Origin of the sequence: Comamonas jiangduensis (genome assembly GCF_030162955.1) — a bacterium.
In the GTDB taxonomy this organism is placed as follows: Bacteria; Pseudomonadota; Gammaproteobacteria; order Burkholderiales; family Burkholderiaceae_C; genus Comamonas; species Comamonas jiangduensis.
Map to the genome: position 1 here is coordinate 42,766 of NZ_JARXOV010000019.1, position 19,787 is coordinate 62,552.

General features: G+C 58.0%; 20 protein-coding genes and 1 tRNA gene. 16 read left to right on the plus strand and 5 right to left on the minus strand.

Annotated elements, in window-relative coordinates; translation table 11 throughout:
* Nucleotides 1-14 precede the first annotated feature (14 nt).
* The 3 genes from QEP12_RS14215 to QEP12_RS14225 all read left to right on the plus strand — a co-directional run bounded on the left by QEP12_RS14215 (nt 15) and on the right by QEP12_RS14225 (nt 2,029).
* Entirely contained in the window at nt 15-1,037 is a 1,023-nt protein-coding gene (locus QEP12_RS14215) for a class 1 fructose-bisphosphatase (RefSeq protein WP_174862713.1), read from the plus strand.
* 10 nt (nt 1,038-1,047) lie between these two features.
* Nucleotides 1,048-1,123 (plus strand) — tRNA-Thr (locus tag QEP12_RS14220).
* A gap of 135 nt (nt 1,124-1,258) precedes the next feature.
* Nucleotides 1,259-2,029 (plus strand): hypothetical protein, encoded by a 771-nt coding sequence (locus QEP12_RS14225; protein ID WP_284214656.1) that lies wholly within the window; start codon nt 1,259-1,261, stop codon nt 2,027-2,029.
* A gap of 83 nt (nt 2,030-2,112) precedes the next feature.
* Here the strand turns inward: QEP12_RS14225 and QEP12_RS14230 are convergent, their stop codons facing one another.
* Nucleotides 2,113-3,048, minus strand: coding sequence for a LysR family transcriptional regulator (locus QEP12_RS14230; RefSeq protein WP_284214657.1), 936 nt, complete (start codon nt 3,046-3,048; stop codon nt 2,113-2,115).
* A gap of 143 nt (nt 3,049-3,191) precedes the next feature.
* On the opposite strand from QEP12_RS14230, the gene QEP12_RS14235 reads away from it, so the two are divergent.
* The 13 genes from QEP12_RS14235 (at nt 3,192) to QEP12_RS14295 (ending at nt 16,805) form a co-directional block, all read left to right on the plus strand.
* Nucleotides 3,192-4,367 (plus strand): muconate/chloromuconate family cycloisomerase, encoded by a 1,176-nt coding sequence (locus tag QEP12_RS14235; RefSeq protein WP_284214658.1) that lies wholly within the window; start codon nt 3,192-3,194, stop codon nt 4,365-4,367.
* A 46-nt stretch (nt 4,368-4,413) separates the two neighbouring features.
* Nucleotides 4,414-5,349, plus strand: coding sequence for a catechol 1,2-dioxygenase (gene catA, locus QEP12_RS14240; RefSeq protein ID WP_174864191.1), 936 nt, complete (start codon nt 4,414-4,416; stop codon nt 5,347-5,349).
* Nucleotides 5,350-5,438: 89 nt separating this feature from the next.
* Nucleotides 5,439-6,242, plus strand: a complete 804-nt coding sequence (pcaD, locus tag QEP12_RS14245; protein WP_219162059.1) for a 3-oxoadipate enol-lactonase — start codon at nt 5,439-5,441, stop codon at nt 6,240-6,242.
* Between the two features lie 111 nt (nt 6,243-6,353).
* Nucleotides 6,354-6,632, plus strand: a complete 279-nt coding sequence (catC, locus tag QEP12_RS14250; protein WP_043386272.1) for a muconolactone Delta-isomerase — start codon at nt 6,354-6,356, stop codon at nt 6,630-6,632.
* A gap of 51 nt (nt 6,633-6,683) precedes the next feature.
* Nucleotides 6,684-7,670, plus strand: a complete 987-nt coding sequence (locus QEP12_RS14255; RefSeq protein ID WP_174864192.1) for a tripartite tricarboxylate transporter substrate binding protein — start codon at nt 6,684-6,686, stop codon at nt 7,668-7,670.
* A 230-nt stretch (nt 7,671-7,900) separates the two neighbouring features.
* Nucleotides 7,901-10,507: an EcoAI/FtnUII family type I restriction enzme subunit R gene (hsdR, locus tag QEP12_RS14260; RefSeq protein WP_284214659.1), complete on the plus strand. Its 2,607-nt coding sequence runs from the start codon at nt 7,901-7,903 to the stop codon at nt 10,505-10,507.
* A 63-nt stretch (nt 10,508-10,570) separates the two neighbouring features.
* Nucleotides 10,571-11,260 (plus strand): hypothetical protein, encoded by a 690-nt coding sequence (locus QEP12_RS14265; protein ID WP_284214660.1) that lies wholly within the window; start codon nt 10,571-10,573, stop codon nt 11,258-11,260.
* A 72-nt stretch (nt 11,261-11,332) separates the two neighbouring features.
* Complete coding sequence (locus QEP12_RS14270) at nt 11,333-12,826, plus strand: type I restriction-modification system subunit M (RefSeq protein ID WP_284214661.1); 1,494 nt, start codon at nt 11,333-11,335, stop codon at nt 12,824-12,826.
* A gap of 11 nt (nt 12,827-12,837) precedes the next feature.
* A complete protein-coding gene (locus QEP12_RS14275; RefSeq protein WP_284214662.1) occupies nt 12,838-14,526 on the plus strand; it encodes a restriction endonuclease subunit S in 1,689 nt (562 codons plus the stop codon).
* Nucleotides 14,527-14,715: 189 nt separating this feature from the next.
* Nucleotides 14,716-14,946: an Abi family protein gene (locus QEP12_RS14280; RefSeq protein ID WP_284214682.1), complete on the plus strand. Its 231-nt coding sequence runs from the start codon at nt 14,716-14,718 to the stop codon at nt 14,944-14,946.
* Between the two features lie 70 nt (nt 14,947-15,016).
* A complete protein-coding gene (locus QEP12_RS14285) occupies nt 15,017-15,226 on the plus strand; it encodes a DNA-binding protein (protein ID WP_284214663.1) in 210 nt (69 codons plus the stop codon).
* A gap of 86 nt (nt 15,227-15,312) precedes the next feature.
* Nucleotides 15,313-16,536, plus strand: coding sequence for a plasmid recombination protein (locus QEP12_RS14290; RefSeq protein WP_284214664.1), 1,224 nt, complete (start codon nt 15,313-15,315; stop codon nt 16,534-16,536).
* Between the two features lie 41 nt (nt 16,537-16,577).
* The gene (locus QEP12_RS14295; protein WP_284214665.1) at nt 16,578-16,805 is read left to right on the plus strand and encodes an HGGxSTG domain-containing protein; all 228 of its coding nucleotides are present in this window, start codon (nt 16,578-16,580) and stop codon (nt 16,803-16,805) included.
* Between the two features lie 284 nt (nt 16,806-17,089).
* On the opposite strand, the gene QEP12_RS14300 is transcribed toward QEP12_RS14295, so the two are convergent.
* The 4 genes from QEP12_RS14300 to QEP12_RS14315 all read right to left on the minus strand — a co-directional run bounded on the left by QEP12_RS14300 (nt 17,090) and on the right by QEP12_RS14315 (nt 19,726).
* Complete coding sequence (locus QEP12_RS14300; protein ID WP_284214666.1) at nt 17,090-17,248, minus strand: hypothetical protein; 159 nt, start codon at nt 17,246-17,248, stop codon at nt 17,090-17,092.
* Between the two features lie 325 nt (nt 17,249-17,573).
* The gene (locus QEP12_RS14305) at nt 17,574-18,314 is read right to left on the minus strand and encodes an amino acid ABC transporter ATP-binding protein (RefSeq protein WP_284214667.1); all 741 of its coding nucleotides are present in this window, start codon (nt 18,312-18,314) and stop codon (nt 17,574-17,576) included.
* Complete coding sequence (locus tag QEP12_RS14310; RefSeq protein ID WP_284214668.1) at nt 18,311-19,021, minus strand: amino acid ABC transporter permease; 711 nt, start codon at nt 19,019-19,021, stop codon at nt 18,311-18,313. Before QEP12_RS14310 ends, QEP12_RS14305 begins: the two co-directional genes overlap by 4 nt.
* Before the next feature lie 9 nt (nt 19,022-19,030).
* Nucleotides 19,031-19,726 (minus strand): amino acid ABC transporter permease, encoded by a 696-nt coding sequence (locus QEP12_RS14315; RefSeq protein ID WP_284214669.1) that lies wholly within the window; start codon nt 19,724-19,726, stop codon nt 19,031-19,033.
* Between the last annotated feature and the right edge of the window lie 61 nt (nt 19,727-19,787).

The window sequence follows — 19,787 nt, forward strand, 5'->3', positions numbered from 1 at the left end:
TCAGGAGAAAACTTATGACACGCCGCGTCAGTCTGACTCGCTATTTGGTTGAACAACAACGTGTGGATGGCCGCATCCCCCCCCAACTGCGCTTGCTGCTGGAAGTGGTAGCTCGCGCCTGCAAACGCATCAGCTTCGCGGTAAACAAAGGACAGCTGGGAGAGGTCATGGGCTCCGCTGGCAGCGAAAACGTGCAAGGCGAAGTGCAGAAAAAGCTGGACATCATCGCCAACGAAACCCTGATTGAAGCCAACGAATGGGGCGGCCACCTGGCTGCCATGGCCTCTGAGGAAATGGAAGGCATTTACGTGGTGCCCAACCGTTACCCCCAGGGCGAATACTTGTTGATGTTTGACCCCTTGGACGGCTCCTCCAACATCGACATCAACATGTCGATCGGCACCATCTTCAGCGTGCTCAAAAAGCACGACAACCACCCTGGCGTGCACGACAGCGACTTCATGCAGCCCGGCACCGAACAAGTTGCTGCAGGCTATTGCATCTATGGCCCCCAGACTACACTGGTGCTGACCGTGGGTGACGGCGTCTCCATGTTCACCCTGGATCGGGAGCAAGGCTCCTTCATCTTGATTGAAGAAAACGTCAAGATTCCTGAAGACACCAAAGAGTTCGCCATCAACATGTCCAACATGCGCCACTGGGACGAACCCATGAAGCGCTACATCGACGAGTGCCTAGCTGGCGAAGACGGCCCACGTGGCAAGAACTTCAATATGCGCTGGGTCGCGGCCATGGTGGCCGATGTGCACCGCATTCTGTGCCGTGGCGGTGTCTTTATGTACCCCTGGGACAAGCGCGAGCCACACAAGGCCGGCAAGCTGCGCCTGATGTACGAAGCCAACCCCATGAGCTGGTTGATTGAGCAAGCAGGCGGAGCTTCTACCAACTGCCGCCAGCGCATCATGGAAATCCAGCCCACGGAGTTGCACCAGCGTGTGGCAGTGGTACTGGGCTCCAAGAATGAAGTGGAACGCGTGACCCGTTATCACCTCGAAGCCGACCAAAAGTCACTATAATTTTCAGGCCGCCGGTGTAGCTCAGTCGGTAGAGCAGCTCATTCGTAATGAGAAGGTCGCGTGTTCGATTCATGTCTCCGGCACCAATGAAATAAGGAAACCTCGCTATGTTTTACGTAGCGAGGTTTTGTTTTTTCCGACGATGTAAGGGCGGATGTAAGACATTTTTTTAGCTTCGTGGCGCTGACTTTCACCTCTTAGAGCAAATGGAGACTTGAATCGTGGAAATTTTTGATCAGCCCAACACGGGCACAGGCCAGCACTGCTTACCGATTGAATGCGCTCCACATGTCGATCTGGACTTGACAGACCAGCAAGCCCGCATACTGCTGGCCATCAAAACCAAGACCGAGCAACTGCGAAAAAAGCTCAGGGAAGATCCTTTGTGGGGTTCCCCTGTGTATTTAGCCCCGCGCGGCTTCAAGCCTCATCAAGCGACTAGTGAGCCGCTCCTTTGCAACCAACTGCCCTGGCCTGCCCTGCTGACTCTTGAAAATTGCGCCGAAGAAAGTGCAGCACTGGCCCAGTGCACTGAAACGGAGTTGCTGAGCTACGCCATCCAGATCAGCCCTTACGAGCACGTCGTGGTCTTGATTCAGCACCTATCGCACAGAGAAGGCATCCAAAAAGCCGCGCGTCTCTTAAGCCCCTACGTGCAAACCTTGCGCCACAAAGAAGCTCGCATTAAAGACGGCGCACGCAAGGGAGGGGAAAAATCAGCGCAAACACGGCGTAAACAATCCAAAGCTCCAGCACCAGAAGTGCTCAAACATGAAGCTGAAAAACTGCTGGGCAGCCATCACTCCAAGCGAGATATCGCAGGAATTTTGGCTAACCGCTACGGCGTCGAGGCAACCACGATTCGCAGAAAACTCCAATCAGCCGATTCATCCCTCAACGTTCATAGCACACCCCAAAGAGATTCCAAGGTGCAGCCGCAAGACCCACAAAATCAAACCCAGCCCATTGATGCAAAAAGAATAAAGGTTTAACCAGGGAAGCGAAAACACAACCAGTAGATGCAGAACGCAAATTTGCGTTCTGAAGTGGCTCCGGTTTTTTGCACAACTAGGTATTAGGCAGAGTTTGCCCTGAAGGGTGCGTTGTGCTCCGTGCCCAGCCAGGTCGGGTGTTCTGCGTACACATAGGTGGCTAGGCGCTTGATCGCATCGATGAACCAAGCGTTATCGTTGATGCGATGGGTCAAGATGATGGGGGACGTCGCGCGCTGATCTTCGATCAGACGGTAATGCAGGTCGTTGCGCAGCCGTGCCGATGCTGGGATGAGGCACAGCCCTGACTCTGCAGCCACCAAACCCAGAGCTGTTTGAATCTCGCGCACTTCGTGGATCTCCGAAGGGCGGATCGATTGGTCGCGCAGCAGGCTGAGGATGTGGTCGGCGAAGCTGGGGCGTGGCTCCTTGGGATAGACGATGAGTTTTTGGCCGTGAACAGCCTTCAGGCTGAGGTGGCAGTTTTCAGCTGCCAACGTGGAACTCGGTGGCAGGGCTAGAACCAGCCGCTCCTCGCGCAGGACGATGCGTGTGACCGAGGCGTCGTTGCTGCGTATACGGCCAAAGCCGATGTCGATACGACCAGATTTGAGTGCCGCAATTTGCTGCATGGAGGTCAGCTCCACCAGCTGGATGTCCAAGTCCGGGTAATGCTGGCGCAGCTTGCGCACCAGAGCGGGAAGGCCGCCGTATAGGGTGGACGCCACAAAGCCGATGGACAGGGTTTGTCGCTGGTTCAGCCCGATTTGCTGGGTGGTGCTTTTGAGCTGGTCCAGCCGGTTCGTGATTTGCAGTGCTTGCTCATAAAACACGCGCCCGGCTTCGGTCAATCGCAGGGGGCGGCTGTTGCGCAGCAGCAGCTGCACCCCCAACTCCTGCTCCAGCAACTGGATCTGGCGACTCAGTGGTGGCTGTGCAATGTGCAGTTGCTCGGAGGCACGCGTGAAGTTGCGGGTACTGGCAACGGCGATGAAGTATTTGAGCTGCCGGATATCCATAGGGTAAACCACTATTCGATGAAATTTCCAGTATCGAATTGGTTGATCTTTAGTGACTTAAGAGCAGACTATACCTAAAAGGTATTTAACAAGACGAATTTGGTGTTGGATGTTTCAGGGGGTTGCGTTGTTCAATCGGTGCTATGGAACACACACAACGCCTTCAATTGTCTGTGGCCCCTGTGGCCATTGAGCGGGTAGAAACCTTTTTGGTGGATTTGCCCACCATTCGTCCCCACCAGTTGTCCATGGCCACGATGAATGGCCAGACGCTGATGCTGGTGCGGCTGTATTGCTCGGACGGCACCGTGGGCGTGGGCGAGGGCACGACCATTGGGGGGTTGGCCTATGGGGCTGAGTCGCCTGAGGGTATGAAACTGGCCATCGACACTTATTTTGCACCTTTGCTGGTGGGGGCAGATGCCAGCCATGTGCCCGCCATCATGGCAAAGCTCGACAACGCCATTCGCGACAACCGGTTTGCCAAGTGCGCGGTGGAAACCGCATTGTTTGATGCGCTGGGGCAGCGCACTGGGCTGCCTGTGTCCCAGTTGCTCGGTGGGCGCGTGCGTGACAGCCTGCCAGTCGCCTGGACGCTGGCTTCAGGCGATACCGCCAAGGATATTGACGAGGCCGAGCGCATGCTGGCGCAGCGTCGCCACAACATCTTCAAACTCAAAATTGGCCGCCGTGCTGTGGCCGACGACGTGGCCCATGTGGCAGCCATCAAGAAGGCCCTGGGTGATCGCGCAGCCGTGCGGGTCGATGTGAATATGGCATGGAGTGAACTGCAGGCCCAGCATGGCCTGGCGGCATTGGCCGATGCCGGCTGTGAGCTGGCTGAGCAACCCGTGGCCACCGCCGAAGCACTGGCACGTCTGAAGGGGCGTTACCCGATTGCCATCATGGCCGATGAGTCGCTGACCGGCCCGGCTTCAGCCTTCGCCCTGGCCCGCGTAGCGGGTGCCGATGTGTTCGCTGTGAAGATTGAGCAGTCGGGTGGGCTGCGCGCTGCACAACAGGTGGCCGCGATTGCCGATGCTGCAGGCATTGCGCTGTACGGCGGCACCATGCTTGAGGGGGCGGTGGGCACGGTGGCTTCGGCCCATGTGTTTGCCACCTTCCGAGATCTGCAGTGGGGCACCGAGTTGTTTGGTCCTTTGCTGTTAACCGAAGAAATCTTGGCACAGCCGCTGCAATACCAGGACTTCCAGCTGGCTGTGCCAACGGCTCCGGGTTTGGGGATTGCGCTGGATGAAGACCGCGTGCAGTTCTTCCGCCGTGACAAAAAGCGCAGTGCCGCAGTGGCGGCGCACTGAAGCCGCGTCTGTTCTATCCGTTCCTACGATGACCAAGGAGACCCGTATGTCTATTCAACTCTTCGACACCACCGAAGTACAGGACTTTCTGCGTCTGGCCAGTGGCCTGAATCAGCCAGGTGGAAACCCGCGCACCAAGCAGATCATTCACCGCATCCTGTCCGACCTATACAAGGCGATTGAAGACCTGAACATCACGTCCGACGAATACTGGGCTGGCGTGGCCTATCTGAACCAGCTGGGTGCGCGTGGCGAAGCTGGGCTGCTGTCCCCGGGTCTGGGTTTTGACCGCTACTTCGACATGCGCATGGACGCTGAAGATGCTGCGCTGGGCATCCAGAACGGTACACCCCGCACGATCGAGGGCCCGCTGTATGTGGCTGGTGCCCCCGTGGAGCAAGGCTTTGCACGGTTGGATGACGGCAGCGACAAGGATGGTCACACGCTGATCATGCATGGCACCGTGCGTGGCGCCAATGGCCAGCCCCTGCCGGGCGCGCAGGTTGAAGTTTGGCATGCCAACACCAAGGGCTTTTATTCCCACTTCGACCCGACTGGCGAGCAACAGCCTTTCAACATGCGCCGCACCATCATTGCGGATGCCCAAGGACGTTACAAATTCCAGAGCATCGTGCCCATGGGCTATGGCTGCCCACCCGATGGACCCACGCAAGCATTGCTCAACCAATTGGGTCGCCATGGCAACCGACCTGCACACATCCATTTCTTTGTGTCGGCGCCAGGTCACCGCAAGCTGACCACACAGATCAACATCGACGGTGATCCGCTGGTGTTCGATGACTTCGCCTACGCCACCCGTGAAGGCCTGGTGCCTGCCGTGGTGGAGCGTACCGATGCAGCCAGCATCCAGGCAGAAGGTCTGAGCGCACCGTTTGCCGAGATTGTGTTCGACATCCAGCTCAGCGCACTGGTGAATGGCGTGGATAACCAGCTTGTGGATCGTCCACGCCTAGCTGCCTGATGGTTTGACCCGGCACAGCGTTCCATCGTGCATCACGTGGCTTGGCAGCGTGATGTGATGGAACGCCCGCCGCACGAAAGGAAACATCCATGGGCCATGACCCTTTTCAACTGCTGACATCGCGTGGCAATTTTCGGGTAGCGGTGGACGGTGACGTCACCGCACCAGCGCTCATTTTGAGCAACTCTTTGGGCACCACGCTGGAGATGTGGACACCGCAGGTGGCGGAGTTTGCCAAGCACTGGCGTGTGATTCGTTACGACACGCGCGGGCACGGCGGCAGTCCGGTCACACCAGGGCCCTACCGCTTTGATGATCTGGGGCAGGATGTGCTGGCCCTGTTGGATGCACTGAGCGTGGAACAGGCCGCGTTTTGCGGCATTTCCATGGGTGGTCACACCGGGCTGTGGCTGGGCATACATGCTGCTACACGGCTGAGTGCGCTGGTGGTGTGCAACAGCGCGGCACGGATTGGTACGCAGCCGGCCTGGCTGGAGCGGGCCTCCATGGTGCGCGCAGGCGGCGCCACCAGCATGCGCAACCTGGCCGACTCTGCCCCCGGTCGCTGGTTCACCGAAGGCTTCATTCATGACCAGCCGGACGTGGTGCAACGCGTGCAGGAGGGGTTGGCACAGATCAACCCTGAAGGCTATGCAGCCTGCTGCGAGGCCTTGGCGACTTCGGACTTGCGCGCCGACCTGGGCCTTATCAGTACGCCCACACTGCTGTTGGCAGGGGCGTTCGATCCGGTCACTACGGTGGCCGATGCCCAGGCCATGCAGGTCGACATCGCACACGCGCAACTGGCGGTGCTGCCAACCTCTCACCTGTCGAATCTGGAAGCACTAGGTGGCTTTGCACAAACGGTGCATAACTTCATCGCCCACGTTTGAGGCCACTTGCAGGTATCGGCCGCACTCAGTGCTGTGCGATGACACCACGAAGTGACCCATATCTGAGCACCCACGAAACCCTCCACGAAATTTTTCCCCAAAGGACATCACATGCTGTATCTGGTTCACATGATTGTTGAGATCCCTTCCACCATGCCTGCCGAAGAGGCTGCACGCATCAAAGCTGAGGAAAAGGCCTATTCACAGCGGCTGCAGCAAGAGGGCCAATGGCCACATTTGTGGCGTGTAGTAGGTGAATACGCGAACTACAGCGTGTTCGACGTAGAGAGCAACGATGCCCTGCACGAGGCCCTGAGCCAGCTGCCCTTGTTCCCCTACATGAAGATCACGGTCACCCCGTTGGCCAAACACCCTTCGTCGATCCGCTGAGCCCTGGCTTGCACGCACACACAACAACAAACACCTATCCAGGAGACAAGCATGAAGCATCAATTGCTCAAATACACCGTGTCCACAGCCTTGCTCGCAGCATTTGCTGCCCCCGTGCTCGCCCAAACCGATCCTGGTCAATGGCCAACAAAGCAGATCAAATGGGTGGTACCTTTTCCACCTGGTGGCGCGATGGACGCCATAGCCCGCACCCTGGGAGAGGTGACTGGTCGTAAACTGGGGCAGCCTTTTGTGATTGAAAACAAGGCTGGTGCAGGCGGGAACATCGGTTCGGATTTCGTGGCCAAACAGCCTGCGGATGGCTACACGTTGATGATCACCTCCATCGGCATGGCAACCAATGGCGCGCTGTACAACAAACTGAGCTATGACCCAATCAAGGACTTTGAACCTGTCAGCTTGCTGGCAGTGGTGCCCAATGTGTTGGTAACCAACGCCAACCAAAAGGACATCCAGAGCGTCAAAGACGTGATTGAGCAGGCCAAAAAAGCGCCGAATAAGCTCACGTACGCTTCGGCGGGCAACGGTACTTCCATTCATTTGGCCGGTGCCAACTTCACGGCACTGACCGGTGTGCAGATGTTGCATGTCCCTTACCGTGGCAGCGGCCCTGCCGTCACGGACCTGCTGGGTGGCCAGGTGGACTTTATGTTTGACAGCATTACATCGGCACGCCCCCATATCCAAGCGGGCAAGCTACGTGCCCTGGCGGTGACAACCAAGAAGCGCTCGGCATCGCTGCCTGATGTACCTACCATGGCTGAGGCTGGAGTGCCCGGCTATGAGGTGTCGCCATGGTTTGCCACGTTCATGCCAGCAGGCACGCCTGCGGCGATTGTGGACAAGCTGAGCCTGGCTCTCAATGAGTCCATGCGCGATCCGGAGGTAAAAAAGCGTTTGGATGCGATCGGTGCCGAGCCGATGGGCACGACCCCACAGGTGCTGCGCACCCACCTCAAGCAAGAGACAGAGCGCTGGACCCAATTGATCAAAACCGCAGGTATTTCAGCGGATTGAGTAAGGGCAGTAGATGCACCGGCGGCTGCATGTGAGGTGGCAGGCTTAAGGCGTTGGAGCTCACCTGCGACTGACAACTGGTCCAGCGTAGCCTGGAATAGTCCGCTCAACGGCCTCGGGGTGGCCCAACCAGGCAGGGGCGATTCACTAACGTACTCGGCCCTGCCTGGCGATGTAAGGAAAGATTTCAGCTTCAGCCATAATGGTCCGATCAGAGACTCGGGGATGGCATGGACAAGAAGCAGCTCAGTGAAGCCGACATTTGTGCAAAATTCATCAGCCCAGCCGTGGTGCAGGCGGGCTGGAGCGAAGTCGATCAGATCTACCGCGAATACACCATCGCCCCCGGTCGCATCGTGGTGCGCGGCCAAAAGGCGCAGCGCAATATGCAGACGGCTTTGCGTGCGGACTTCCTGCTGTGCTATCAGTTTGGCCAGCCTCTGGCGGTGATTGAAGCCAAAGACAACCGCCACACCGTAGGCGCTGGCATGCAGCAAGCCACGGAATACGCAGAGCGCATGGGCGTGCCCTTTGCCTTTGCCAGCAATGGCGATGGCTTTGTGTTCCGGGATGCCAGCTTGCTATTTAACAGCCAGTTGCTCACTGAGCTGGCAATGGACGAGTTTCCTTCCCCCGCCCAGCTGTGGTCCCTCTATCAGCAGTGGAAAGGCTGGACGCCTGAGCAAACCCGTGTCAACGGCTTTGCCTACCACCAGGGCGACAGCAACCGCGTGCCCCGCTACTACCAGCTGCATGCCATCAACCGCACGCTCGAAGCCATTGCCGCTGGCCAAAACCGCGTGCTGCTGGTCATGGCCACGGGCACGGGCAAAACTTATACCGCTTTCCAGATCATCTGGCGCTTGCTCAAAAGCGGTGCCAAAAAACGCATCCTCTTTCTGGCCGACCGCAATATCTTGGTGGACCAGACCATGGTAGGCGACTTCAAGCCCTTCAAGGGTGCCATGGCCAAGCTCAGCCCCAACGCCAAGGGCATTGAGCGCATTGATGCCGATGGCTCCACTTCGGTAGATGCGCTAGAGCTGGCCATCACCCGTGGCACCAAGCACACAGGCGGCAAACAGGTCAACAAAGCCTACGAGGTGTACCTGGGCTTGTACCAGGCTGTCACCGGCAAAAAAGGCGCCGATGACGTGTTTCGGCAGTTCAGTCCGGATTTCTTTGACCTCATCATCATTGACGAGTGCCACCGGGGCAGTGCCAACGAAGACTCGGCTTGGCGCGACATTCTGGATTACTTTGGCAGCGCCACCCAGGTGGGCCTGACCGCCACACCCAAGGAAACGCAGGACGCTTCCAACTCCTATTATTTTGGGGACCCTGTCTACACCTACACGCTCAAGCAAGGCATTGAAGACGGCTTTCTCGCCCCCTACAAAGTCGTGCGCGTGGATCTGGACCGTGACACCTTTGGCTGGCGCCCGCCCAAGGGCATGCTGGACGATGCAGGCAACCCGATAGAAGACCGCATCTACACCGCCGCCGACATGAACCGCAACCTGGTGCTGGGCCTGCGTGACAAAGTGGTGGCCGACAAGATCACCCAATACCTCAAGGGCACGGACCGCAACGCCAAAACCATTGTCTTTTGTGAAGACATTGACCATGCACAGCGCATGACAGCTGCCTTGGCAGAGGCAAACAAGGACATCTGCGCCACCCGCAGCAAATACGTGATGCAGATCACGGGCGACAATGAGGTGGGCAAGCGCGAGCTGGACAACTTCATCGACCCCGACAGCCTCGACCCAGTCATTGCTGTGACCAGCAAGCTGATGAGCACGGGGGTCGATGCCCAGACCTGCAAGCTGGTGGTGCTGGACCAGAACATCAAGTCTATGACGCTGTTCAAGCAGATCATTGGCCGTGGCACGCGCCTCAATGAAGAGCGGGGCAAGCAATTCTTCACCATCCTGGACTTCAAGCGCGCTACTGAATTGTTTGCCGACAAAGATTTTGATGGCGAGCCGGTGCAAATCTACCAACCCACGGGGTCTGACGATGTAGTGCCACCCACACCGCCAGAACCACTGGCCGAGGGTGAAACCGTCATCGATCGAGAAGGATGGTTGCCAGACGGCACGCCTGTGGATGGTGTGCCAGGTGGCGCAACCAAAGACCCGGCGGGCGTGAACGGCGGGCAATCAGGTGGTGCAGGTGGCAGCCCCGGTGGCCATGGCACCATCGGCGATCCCGGCCAGCCCCGCAAATACGCGATTGCCAACCGCGTCACCGTCTCCATCGCCCGCGAGCGTGTGCAGTACCTGGATGCCCACGGCAAGCTGGTCACAGAAAGTCTCAAAGACTTCACCCGCATCAACCTGGCCAAGCAATACGACTCGCTGGACGCCTTTTTGCAGGCCTGGAGCAGCGCCAGCCGCAAGCAAGCCTTGATCGACGAGCTGCAGCACCACGGCGTGCTGCTGGATGTGCTGGCCGAAGAGCTGGCGCAGGAAAAAGGCGATGGCAGCAGCTTGCAAGGGGCAGACCCCTTTGATGTGCTGCTGCATGTGGCGTATGACCAGCCCATCCTCACCCGCAGCGAGCGCGCCAAGCGTGCCAAAAAGAAGCTGGCCGACGATGGCATTTACGCCAAATATGGTGAAACTGCCCGTAAAGTGCTGGACGCCTTGATCGACAAATACGCCGACGAAGGCATCACCGCCATTGAAAATACCGATGTGCTCAAGGTCCAGCCCTTGACCCAGATGGGCTCTCCGGTCGAGCTGATGCAAAGCTTTGGCGGCAGCAAGCGCCAGTACCAGGATGCCATGGCCCAACTGGGCCGTGCCATTTACCAGCCCGCACGCGCTTGATTAAAAAACATAGCTGCTAGCGCTTGCCTGATAAGCGCTGGAATCACTTTTTATTAGTAACACATGCCTCACCTGATTGCCGAAGAAGCTGCGCTGCACTTCATCCACCACTACCAGCGTTTGCTGGTAGTGGTGGTCGCACATCCCAGTTTTCCCAAGCCTAAATCTGGCGAAGTGCCATACCTGGCCCTGCTGACGCAGGCGCGGGACTGGATGCTGGAGCACCCCCACGTGCTGCAAGCTGCCTTGGCAGCACTGCACCAAGCCAACGATCCGCTGCCAGACGATGTGCAAAGTGCTGTAGTCAGCATGCGTGCCGGGCGCTGGGTGTACCTGCGCGACACCGCGCACTACAGCATCTTTTTGCCCGTCACGGTGCATGAAAACGCCCAAGCCTATGCCGTCAAATCACTGACCACGCGGCTGCGCGATATGACAGGGTGCAGCGGTTTGGTGCTGCAAACCGCCTTGATGGAATACGCCGGCGGCATTGTCACGGATGGCCTTCTCGGCACGGTGGCCTATCTTGGCCCAGGCTACCGAGAAAGCTATGGCGAATATCTGGCGCAAGCCAAGGCACAAGGCCAGTTCTATCAAACACGGCTTCCTGCGGTAACGCCCGCACCAAGCCCCCGCCAGGCCCGCAAGCCCTCGCGCTCGGCCGCCGCAAAGGCTTCTGCAGTCCAAGCAGTGACAACAGTCAAACCGGCCAAGGCCATCAAGGCAGCTAAAAAGGCCGCTAAAAAATCCTAAAACCATAGCTACCAGCGCTTGATAGATAAGCGCTAGAGTCCTTTTTTATTCAGAATTTCAGAGTATTCCCGCATGTCCAACCTGTCCTCCATCATCAAATCCATCCAAGACATCATGCGCCAGGACAGTGGCGTGGATGGCGATGCCCAGCGCCTGTCCCAGCTCACCTGGCTGCTGTTTTTGAAAGTGTTTGACGCCCTGGAAGAAGAGCTGGAATTCACCAAAGACGATTACCACAGCCCCATCCCCGAGCCCCTGCGCTGGCGCAATTGGGCGGCTGATGCCGAAGGCATGACGGGCGATGCGCTACTGGACTTTGTCGACAACCAGCTCATCCCCACCCTAGGCAACCTGCCCGGCAGCATTGCGCAAAACCCCCGCGCCTATGTGCTGCGCAGCGTGTTTGACGACACCTACAACTACATGAAAAGCGGCCACCTGCTGCGCCAGGTGATCAACAAGCTGGCTGTCATCAACTTCAACCGCCAGGCCGAGCGCCACCAGTTCAACGACCTGTACGAAAAACTGCTCAAAGACCTGCAGGCCGCCGGCAACGCGGGCGAGTTCTACACCCCCCGCGCCGTCACCCAGTTCATGACCGACATGCTCAACCCTCAGTTGGGCGAGACGGTGATGGACCCCGCCACCGGCACCGGCGGCTTTCTGGTCTGTGCCATTGAGCACCTGCGCCAGCAAGCCCAAACGCCCCAGCAGCAGGCCCTGCTGCAAACCGCCGTGCGCGGGGTCGAGAAAAAGCCCCTGCCGCACAGCCTGTGCGTGACCAACCTGATGCTGCACGGCATTGAGGTGCCCAGCCAAATCCAAAACGACAACACCTTAAGCCGCCCGCTGCGCGACTACGGCCGGGCCGATCAGGTGGACATCATCCTCACCAACCCGCCCTTTGGCGGCACCGAGGAACCCGGCATTGAAGACGGCTTTCCCGCCGACCTGCGCAGCCGCGAGACGGCCGACCTGTTCATGATCCTCATCATGAAGCTGCTTAAAGACGGGGGCCGCGCCGCCGTGGTGCTGCCCGATGGCTTTTTGTTTGGCGAAGGCAGCAAAAGCCGCATCAAAGAAAAGCTGCTCACCGAATGCAACCTGCACACCATCGTGCGCCTGCCCAATGGCGTGTTCAACCCCTACACCGGCATCAAAACCAACCTGCTGTTCTTCACCAAAGGCCAGCCCACGCAGCACGTCTGGTACTACGAGCACCGCTACCCCGCAGGCGTAAAGAACTACAACAAAACCAAGCCCATCCGCATTGAAGAATTTGAGGCGGAAAAAGCCTGGTGGGGCAGCGCCGCCGACGGCTACGCCAGCCGCGTAGAAAACGAGCAGGCATGGAAAGTCAGCCTGGACACCTTGCGCGCCGCCAACTGGAACCTGGACCAGAAAAACCCCCATGTGGGCGAACAGATCAGCCACGACCCGGACGCGCTGCTGGCCAACTACGCCCGCCTGCAAACCGAAGCCCAGGCGCTGCGCGATGAGCTCAAGCACATTCTGGCCCAGTCGCTGGGCGCAGAAATGATGGTCAAAACGACCGCTAGCGCTTAAGGGGTAAGCGCATGCTGCTATCTAATTTGAATTTACTGGCCACCGCCCCCGGCGGCGTGGCCCGCCTGCGTGAACTGATCTTGACACTGGCCGTGCAAGGCAAGCTGGTGCCGCAAGACCCGGCCGATGAACCGGCCAGCGTGTTGCTGCAAAAAATTCGGGCGGAGAAAGACCGGTTGATTGGGGAAGGCAAGATCAAAAAGGACAAGCCACTGGCAGCAATTGCGGAAGAGGAAAAGCCATTTGAGTTACCGGTGGGGTGGGAGTGGGTAAAAGGCCGTGACCTTTTCACTGTGGTGCGCGGCGTTACATATCAAAAAGCAGACGCTAAGGATTCACCCGCAGAGGGTCTATTGCCCCTCTTAAGGGCGAGCAATATTCAGGGTACGGTCAATTTTGAGGACTTGGTATACGTCCCAGCCTCGCTAGTTTCAGAGGACCAGATTCTGAGGTCTGGTGACTACGTGGTGTGTTTGGCCAGTGGCAGTAAAAATCTTGTCGGAAAGGCTGCGCCATTTCGTCCCGAACTCATTTGCTCATTTGGTGCTTTCTGTGGGGCTATCCGTCCCATTGCGAGTGCAGACTATTTCACTGTCTTCCTCGCTAGTCCTATGTACCGAGAAGCTGTTTCAGCAGCCTCTGCGGGTATTGGCATCAACAACCTCAAGGGGTCATCGCTGCTGGGCTTAGGCATCGCGCTCCCCCCACTCGCCGAACAATCCCGCATCGTCACCCGCGTCGAAGAACTCATGCGCCTGTGCGATGCGCTGGAGGCCAAGGGCCAGCTGGAGGCCACGCAGCACGCCCAACTGCTCAGCACCCTGCTGGGCACGCTCACCGCCAGCACCACGCCCGAAGAACTGGCCAATAACTGGCAGCGCGTGGCCCAGCACTTTGACCTGCTGCTGGACCGCCCCCAGGCCATCGACGCGCTGGAGCAAACCGTGTTGCAACAGGCCGTGCGCGGCCTGCTGGTGCCGCAAGACCCGGCCGATGAACCCGCCAGCGTGCTGCTGCAAAAGATTCGGGCGGAAAAAGACCGGCTGATTGCCGCAGGCCAGATCAAAAAGGACAAACCGCTGCCACCGGTGACGGACGAGGAAAAGCCGTTTGAATTACCGGTGGGGTGGGAGTGGGTGCGACTTGCGAGCATCGCTGACAGCCGACTTGGCAAGATGTTGGACAAAGCAAAGAACTCAGGAAAACGGTATCCCTACCTACGCAACACCAATGTTCAGTGGCATCACATCGATCTTGATGACATCAAAGAGATCAGCTTGGAAGCCAGCGAGCTTGCTGAGTTTCGATTGATGCCAGGCGATTTGCTTATTTGTGAAGGAGGGTATCCAGGGCGCTGCGCAATATGGCGTGACCCAGATCGCGAGATGTATTTTCAGAAAGCGCTGCATCGGGTTCGTCCACGAGGTGGCATTGCGGTTGAATTAATCGCAATTGCTTTGGAGTCAGATTCAAGAGCAGGGAATCTAAACCAACACTTCACAGGGGCCACGATCAAGCACTTTGTTGGACAGGCGCTTGATCGGTACGTACTTGCGCTTCCACCCCTCGCCGAACAATCCCGCATCGTCACCCGCGTGACGCAATTGCGCCGCCTGTGCGCCGACCTGCGCCAGCGCCTGGCCGAGCGCGAGGTAGTGCAGGCGCGTCTGGCGGAGGCACTGGTGCAACAAGTGGCCTGACCCGCTGCACACTGCACAGGGCGTATTCCAAACCCTGCGCAGCGTTGCCGATCAACTGGCGCAACTGCAAACCCGTGGCATGCACATTGGCGATGTGGCCAAGGCCACGGACTATCTGGAGCGCATTGGCTACACCGACTGAGCGGTTATTGGTACGACTTTCGGGTACGCGGCGAGCCGTTTTGCCCGCTGGATGCAGAAACAGGCCACAAACCCCAAAAAGTGCAGGTGGAGCGCCCGGTGCTGGATGCGTTCAAGCCTGGCACGCGGTTTCACGATGCGGTGGATTGGTACGTGTTTGACAAGAAGCTGCGTTTGCTGGCGCTGGAGCGCATTGAGGTGGCGCTGCGCGTGGACTTGTCGCACCGGCTGGGTGAGAAAGACCCGTTTTCCTACTTGAATAAAAAAACGAACATGTAGGGGGTTCATGTTCGTTGTGGCTTTCAAAGTCGCAGCCATCACATCTTCTTCAATACGAAGGAATACCACGATGGCCTACTTTGTTACACACCCAGTCCGCCTGGACGAAGAAACCCGCTCCCACATCACCACGGCTGAAGCGGCTTTCCACCTCAACCGCTCTGAGCAAACCCTGCGCCTGTGGGCCTGCAAGGAAACGGGGCCGCTGCGCCCTGCCCGCATTAACAATCGCTTGGCGTGGTCGGTCGCCGAGTTGCGCCGCGTTTTGGGTATCCACTAAATCACTGCACCGCCATGCGCCTGCAGGCCCTCTCCATCACAGCCGTGCTCGTCACGGCTGGATTCATTTGAGGGGCTGGTGTGCAAATGGCTCACCGCACACGGCCTGCCAATATGTTTTTGCGCTTTGGCAAGCTCAAGGGCCCAACGGCAGCGCTCAGGGCTGCTCGCCACAATCTGCGAGAGCTGGCTTTGACGCCGAACATCTCCCCCGGCCAGCAGCACCACAACAAAGTCCTTCTGGGCTCCCACTCAGCCCAGGCTGTAGACACGGCTTACAAAAAACAATTGAAGGCTGCGGGCATTGACAAACTGCGCGTGGATGCCGTGCGCCTGATTGAGGCCCTGGTCAGCTTGCCTGTGGGCATTCAAGACACGCCGTGCGCGTACTTCCAATCCGCTCTGGAATGGCTGGGGGGTGAATTTGGCTCAGCCAACCTGTTGAGTGCCGTCGTTCACAACGATGAAAGCGCCCAGCACATGCATGTGCTGATCGTGCCTTTGGTCAAAGGTCGGATGCAGGGCTCTGACCTACTAGGCGGCAAAGCACATCTGCGTGCACGCCTTGCTCGGTTTGAGCAGGCGATGCAAGGCAGTGCAGCTGCTTTGGGCCTGCCTGATACAACAGGGCAGATACTGGATGCACAAGAGATGGCGCGCACCGTCATTCGCGAGCTGCAGCAGCGCAATGACCCGATGTGGAAAAGTAGCGTGGCGCAGCTACTGCGCAATTGCATTGAAGACAGCCCGCAGCAGTTTTATGCTGCCTTGGCGCCGATGATCAGCCAGTCCAGCACCGTCATGCGCCCTGCTCGCCCTCGTTGCCGCAATCGGCGGATGAAGACGATGGCAGAGATTTTTACCAAGCCCATACAGAACATGCGGGGTGCGGCGGCTGAACGCTACCGCCAAAGCGAAGAGTACCGACGTGCACACGTCACTGCGCCCTCTCATGCCACGCACCAAGCTATAGGACCGGATATTACGAACGTGCCTGAAATACGCCGCGTGGTACTTCCGGTTGTCTTCCCCAGTGTGGCGCTGCCCAGCATGAGATTTCGGATGCGAACCCTATGCTCTGTAGGGTTCGCTGCACATCACGTGATTTTGCAGATCCACGCCAGCACCGCCCTTGTTGCTGCCCTGGATCGCTCTATCAAGTCGGTGCATCTACCAACGGCAGCACCTTGCACCAGAGTGCACACAGAACCGTTTGCGCCAGCATGTTCTGAAAGCTCCTGCTACCCAGAAGCAGTGCCGCTGGAGCGCATGCTTTTGACATGGTGGCTGCGCAAAGCCAGGGCTTCATGAATTTGCCTGCGCCTATTCATTGACAGCTCTGCGAGGTTTCTATGCCAAATACACAACCACACACACCACCCCTCCTCCACAGCAAATGCTGCGGCGCAAAAACACGCAAAGGCACCCCATGCAAGAGCAAAGTGCTGTATCGCGGCGGACGCTGCAAGCTGCACGGCGGCTTTTCAACGGGCCCGAAAACCAAGCGCGGTAAAGCTGCAAGTCGGCGCAACGGCAAAAAAGGTGGAAGGCCAAAGAAGAACCGACAAGTCCCCCCTTAAACCGACGCGTAAAAACCCAACCCAATGTGATGTTGACAAAAGTTAACATGCCATGTGCTTGATATTTCAGCAGGCAGAGCTTGGGAAGTTGATTGCTTTCAAGGTCCGGATAAAAACCTGAGCTGGCTTCATGCAACTTAGCCAAGTATTTACACGGAACTCAGCCACAGACTGCGCTACTGCAGGTGGATGCTTAGCATCTAACTCTTGCCAATGGTCAACCAGCCAGGCTGTGAATTCCGGGCATAGCTGTGCCATCAGTATGTAACTTAAGCTGTCAAAAGTTAGTATCCGCAAACCATCTGACGCTTGTGATCTGCAACATCCACCATTGGTGGATGTTGAATCACGCCATATTCCGTCAATTGCTCGGTGAACTCTGGGCAGTTCTGCGCCACCAGGATCAGGCTGTCACGCTTGTTCAGCATGTATTCGGCGTACATGTTGCCGTTATGGGTGAACTCCCTCGATGCGGAGGGGGGGCAATGGCACCCTTCACGGCTGCCTTTCGCAGCTCACTTTGATGTGGTTGTGCTGCTTTTCCAGAAGCTCCGCAATTTAACGGCTGCTCATGGTCAATGGCGCGGCTAGGTGCATCAGTGCACTCATTGCTCTGCACCTCTCTGCTGCTGGTTCAGGTGCTGCTGTACGGCTGCGCCTATCTCGCGCTGGCGCTTGGCGAACTTGATGCGCTCCAGGCGCTGCATTGCCTGCTGGCGGCGCTTGCCAACTCTGCGCCGTTGGACCACTGCCGTACTAGACGCTCTATCAGGCCTTTTCGAATGGCGAGCGAATGTCCGAGAGGAATTTCTGCGTGCGCGGATGCTGCGGATTGCTGAAGAACTCCTGAGGCGTGCCACGTTCCAGCACCTTGCCTTGGTCCATAAAGATCACGCGGTCTGCCACTTCACGAGCAAAGCCCATTTCATGGGTCACACACATCATGGTCATGCCGTCTTTGGCCAGATCACGCATCACTAACAACACTTCGCCCACCATTTCAGGGTCGAGCGCCGATGTAGGCTCGTCGAACAGCATGATGGGCGGCTGCAGCGTAAGCGCACGGGCAATCGCCACGCGCTGCTGCTGCCCCCCCGAGAGCTGACTGGGAATGGCCTGCGCCTTGTGCGCCAAGCCCACGCGGTCTAGCAGCCCCATGGCGCGCTCTTTGGCCTGCGTTGCCGTCATTTTTTTCAGCTGCACCGCCGCCAGCGTGCAGTTTTCCAGCACCGTCAGGTGCGGGAACAGGTTGAACTGCTGGAACACAAAACCAATGCCTGCGCGCAGCAAATTGATGTCCTGCTGTGGGGCATGCACATCTTTGCCATCCAGCAAAATCTGCCCACCCTGAATTTCTTCCAGCCGGTTGATGGTGCGAATCAGTGTGGATTTGCCCGAGCCCGAAGGCCCGCACACCACCACCACTTCGCCGGTGGCAATGGTTTCGTTCACTTCCACCAGCGCCTGGTAGTCGCCATACCACTTGTTCACATTGCGCAACTCAATCATGCAGACACCTTCACGGATTTTGCTCCCAAACCTTGGCGCACCAAGCGCCGCTCCAACACATACGCCAGCCGTGACAGGCCAAAGCACAACACAAAATACGTCAGCCCCAGGATGCCAAACACCTCCGCCGGCTTGGTAAACACCAGCGCGTTGATCTGCGCGGCGATAAAGCTCACCTCCGCCAAGCCAATGATGTAGCCCAGCGAGGTTTCTTTGATGGTGGAGATGAACTGGTTGACCAGCGATGGCAGCGAATTGCGCAGCGCCTGCGGCAGCACCACGGTGGTCATCGCCTTCATGTACGACAAGCCCAGCGAGCGAGCGCATTCCATCTGCCCCTTGGGTAAGCCTTGAATGCCGGCACGCACAATCTCCGCCAGATACGCCGCATCAAAGATCACCAACGCAATCAGCATGGTCCAAAACTGGTCGGTCTTCACCCCCGTCACGGTGGGCAAGAAGAAGTAGGCCCAAAACACCACCATCAGCAACGGCGTGCCGCGCACCACATACACAAAGGCTGTGATGGGCAGGCGCACCCATTTGTAGGGAGACACGCGCATCAGGCCGAAGAGCAGACCCAGGGGCAGCGACAAGATTAGCCCCAGCGCGGCCAAAACAACGGTCAGCGCCAAACCGCCCAAAGGGCCGTTGGGGTACTGTCCCACCAGAAAATACAGCCAATATTCTTGAATCAATTCCAGCATAGGTTCCTCTTACATGGTGCGCACCGGATAGCGGTGCTGGAACCAACTGGCGGCCAAGGTAATCAGCAGTGACACCGCCAAATAGGCGACGCTAACAAAGGCAAAGGCTTCAAAACTGCGGAAGGTCTGGCTCTCAATCTGGCCGGCTTGGTACATCATTTCAGAAGCACCAATCACGGTGGCCACCGAGGTGCCCTTCCACATGTTCAAGGTTTGTGAGATCAGAGGCGGCACGGTCAGGCGAAGGGCTTGCGGCAAGATCACCAAGCGCATGGTGCTGCCGTAACTCAGCCCCAGCGCGCGCGCGGCCTCGGTCTGCACCGTGGGCACGGCGCGAATGCCACTGCGAATATCTTCCGCCATATAGGCTGCGGTGTAGAACGCCAGCGCCAAGACCGCACAAATCGATTCGACCGGGCCGTTGTACAGGGCTTCTTTGAGGCTCTCTGGCAGCAACTCCGGCACGCCAAAATACCAAAACAGCATGTGCGCCAACAACGGAATGCTGCGGACCACTTCCACATAGGTGGCACCCACCCAGTTCAACGCTTTGAACGGTGACAGGCGGCACAGCGCAATCACGAGGCTCAGCGGCAATGCAATCACGAACGCATACAACAAGTACTGCAAGGACATCTTGAGCCCGGCCACGAGCATCTCGTGGTACTGGCCTGTCAGCAGCATCTGAACATCAAAAGTGGTCATAACTTCTCTGTGAGGCTTCACAGAGCACAAAGCGCACCCCAAGGCGCGCTTTGTGCCATAG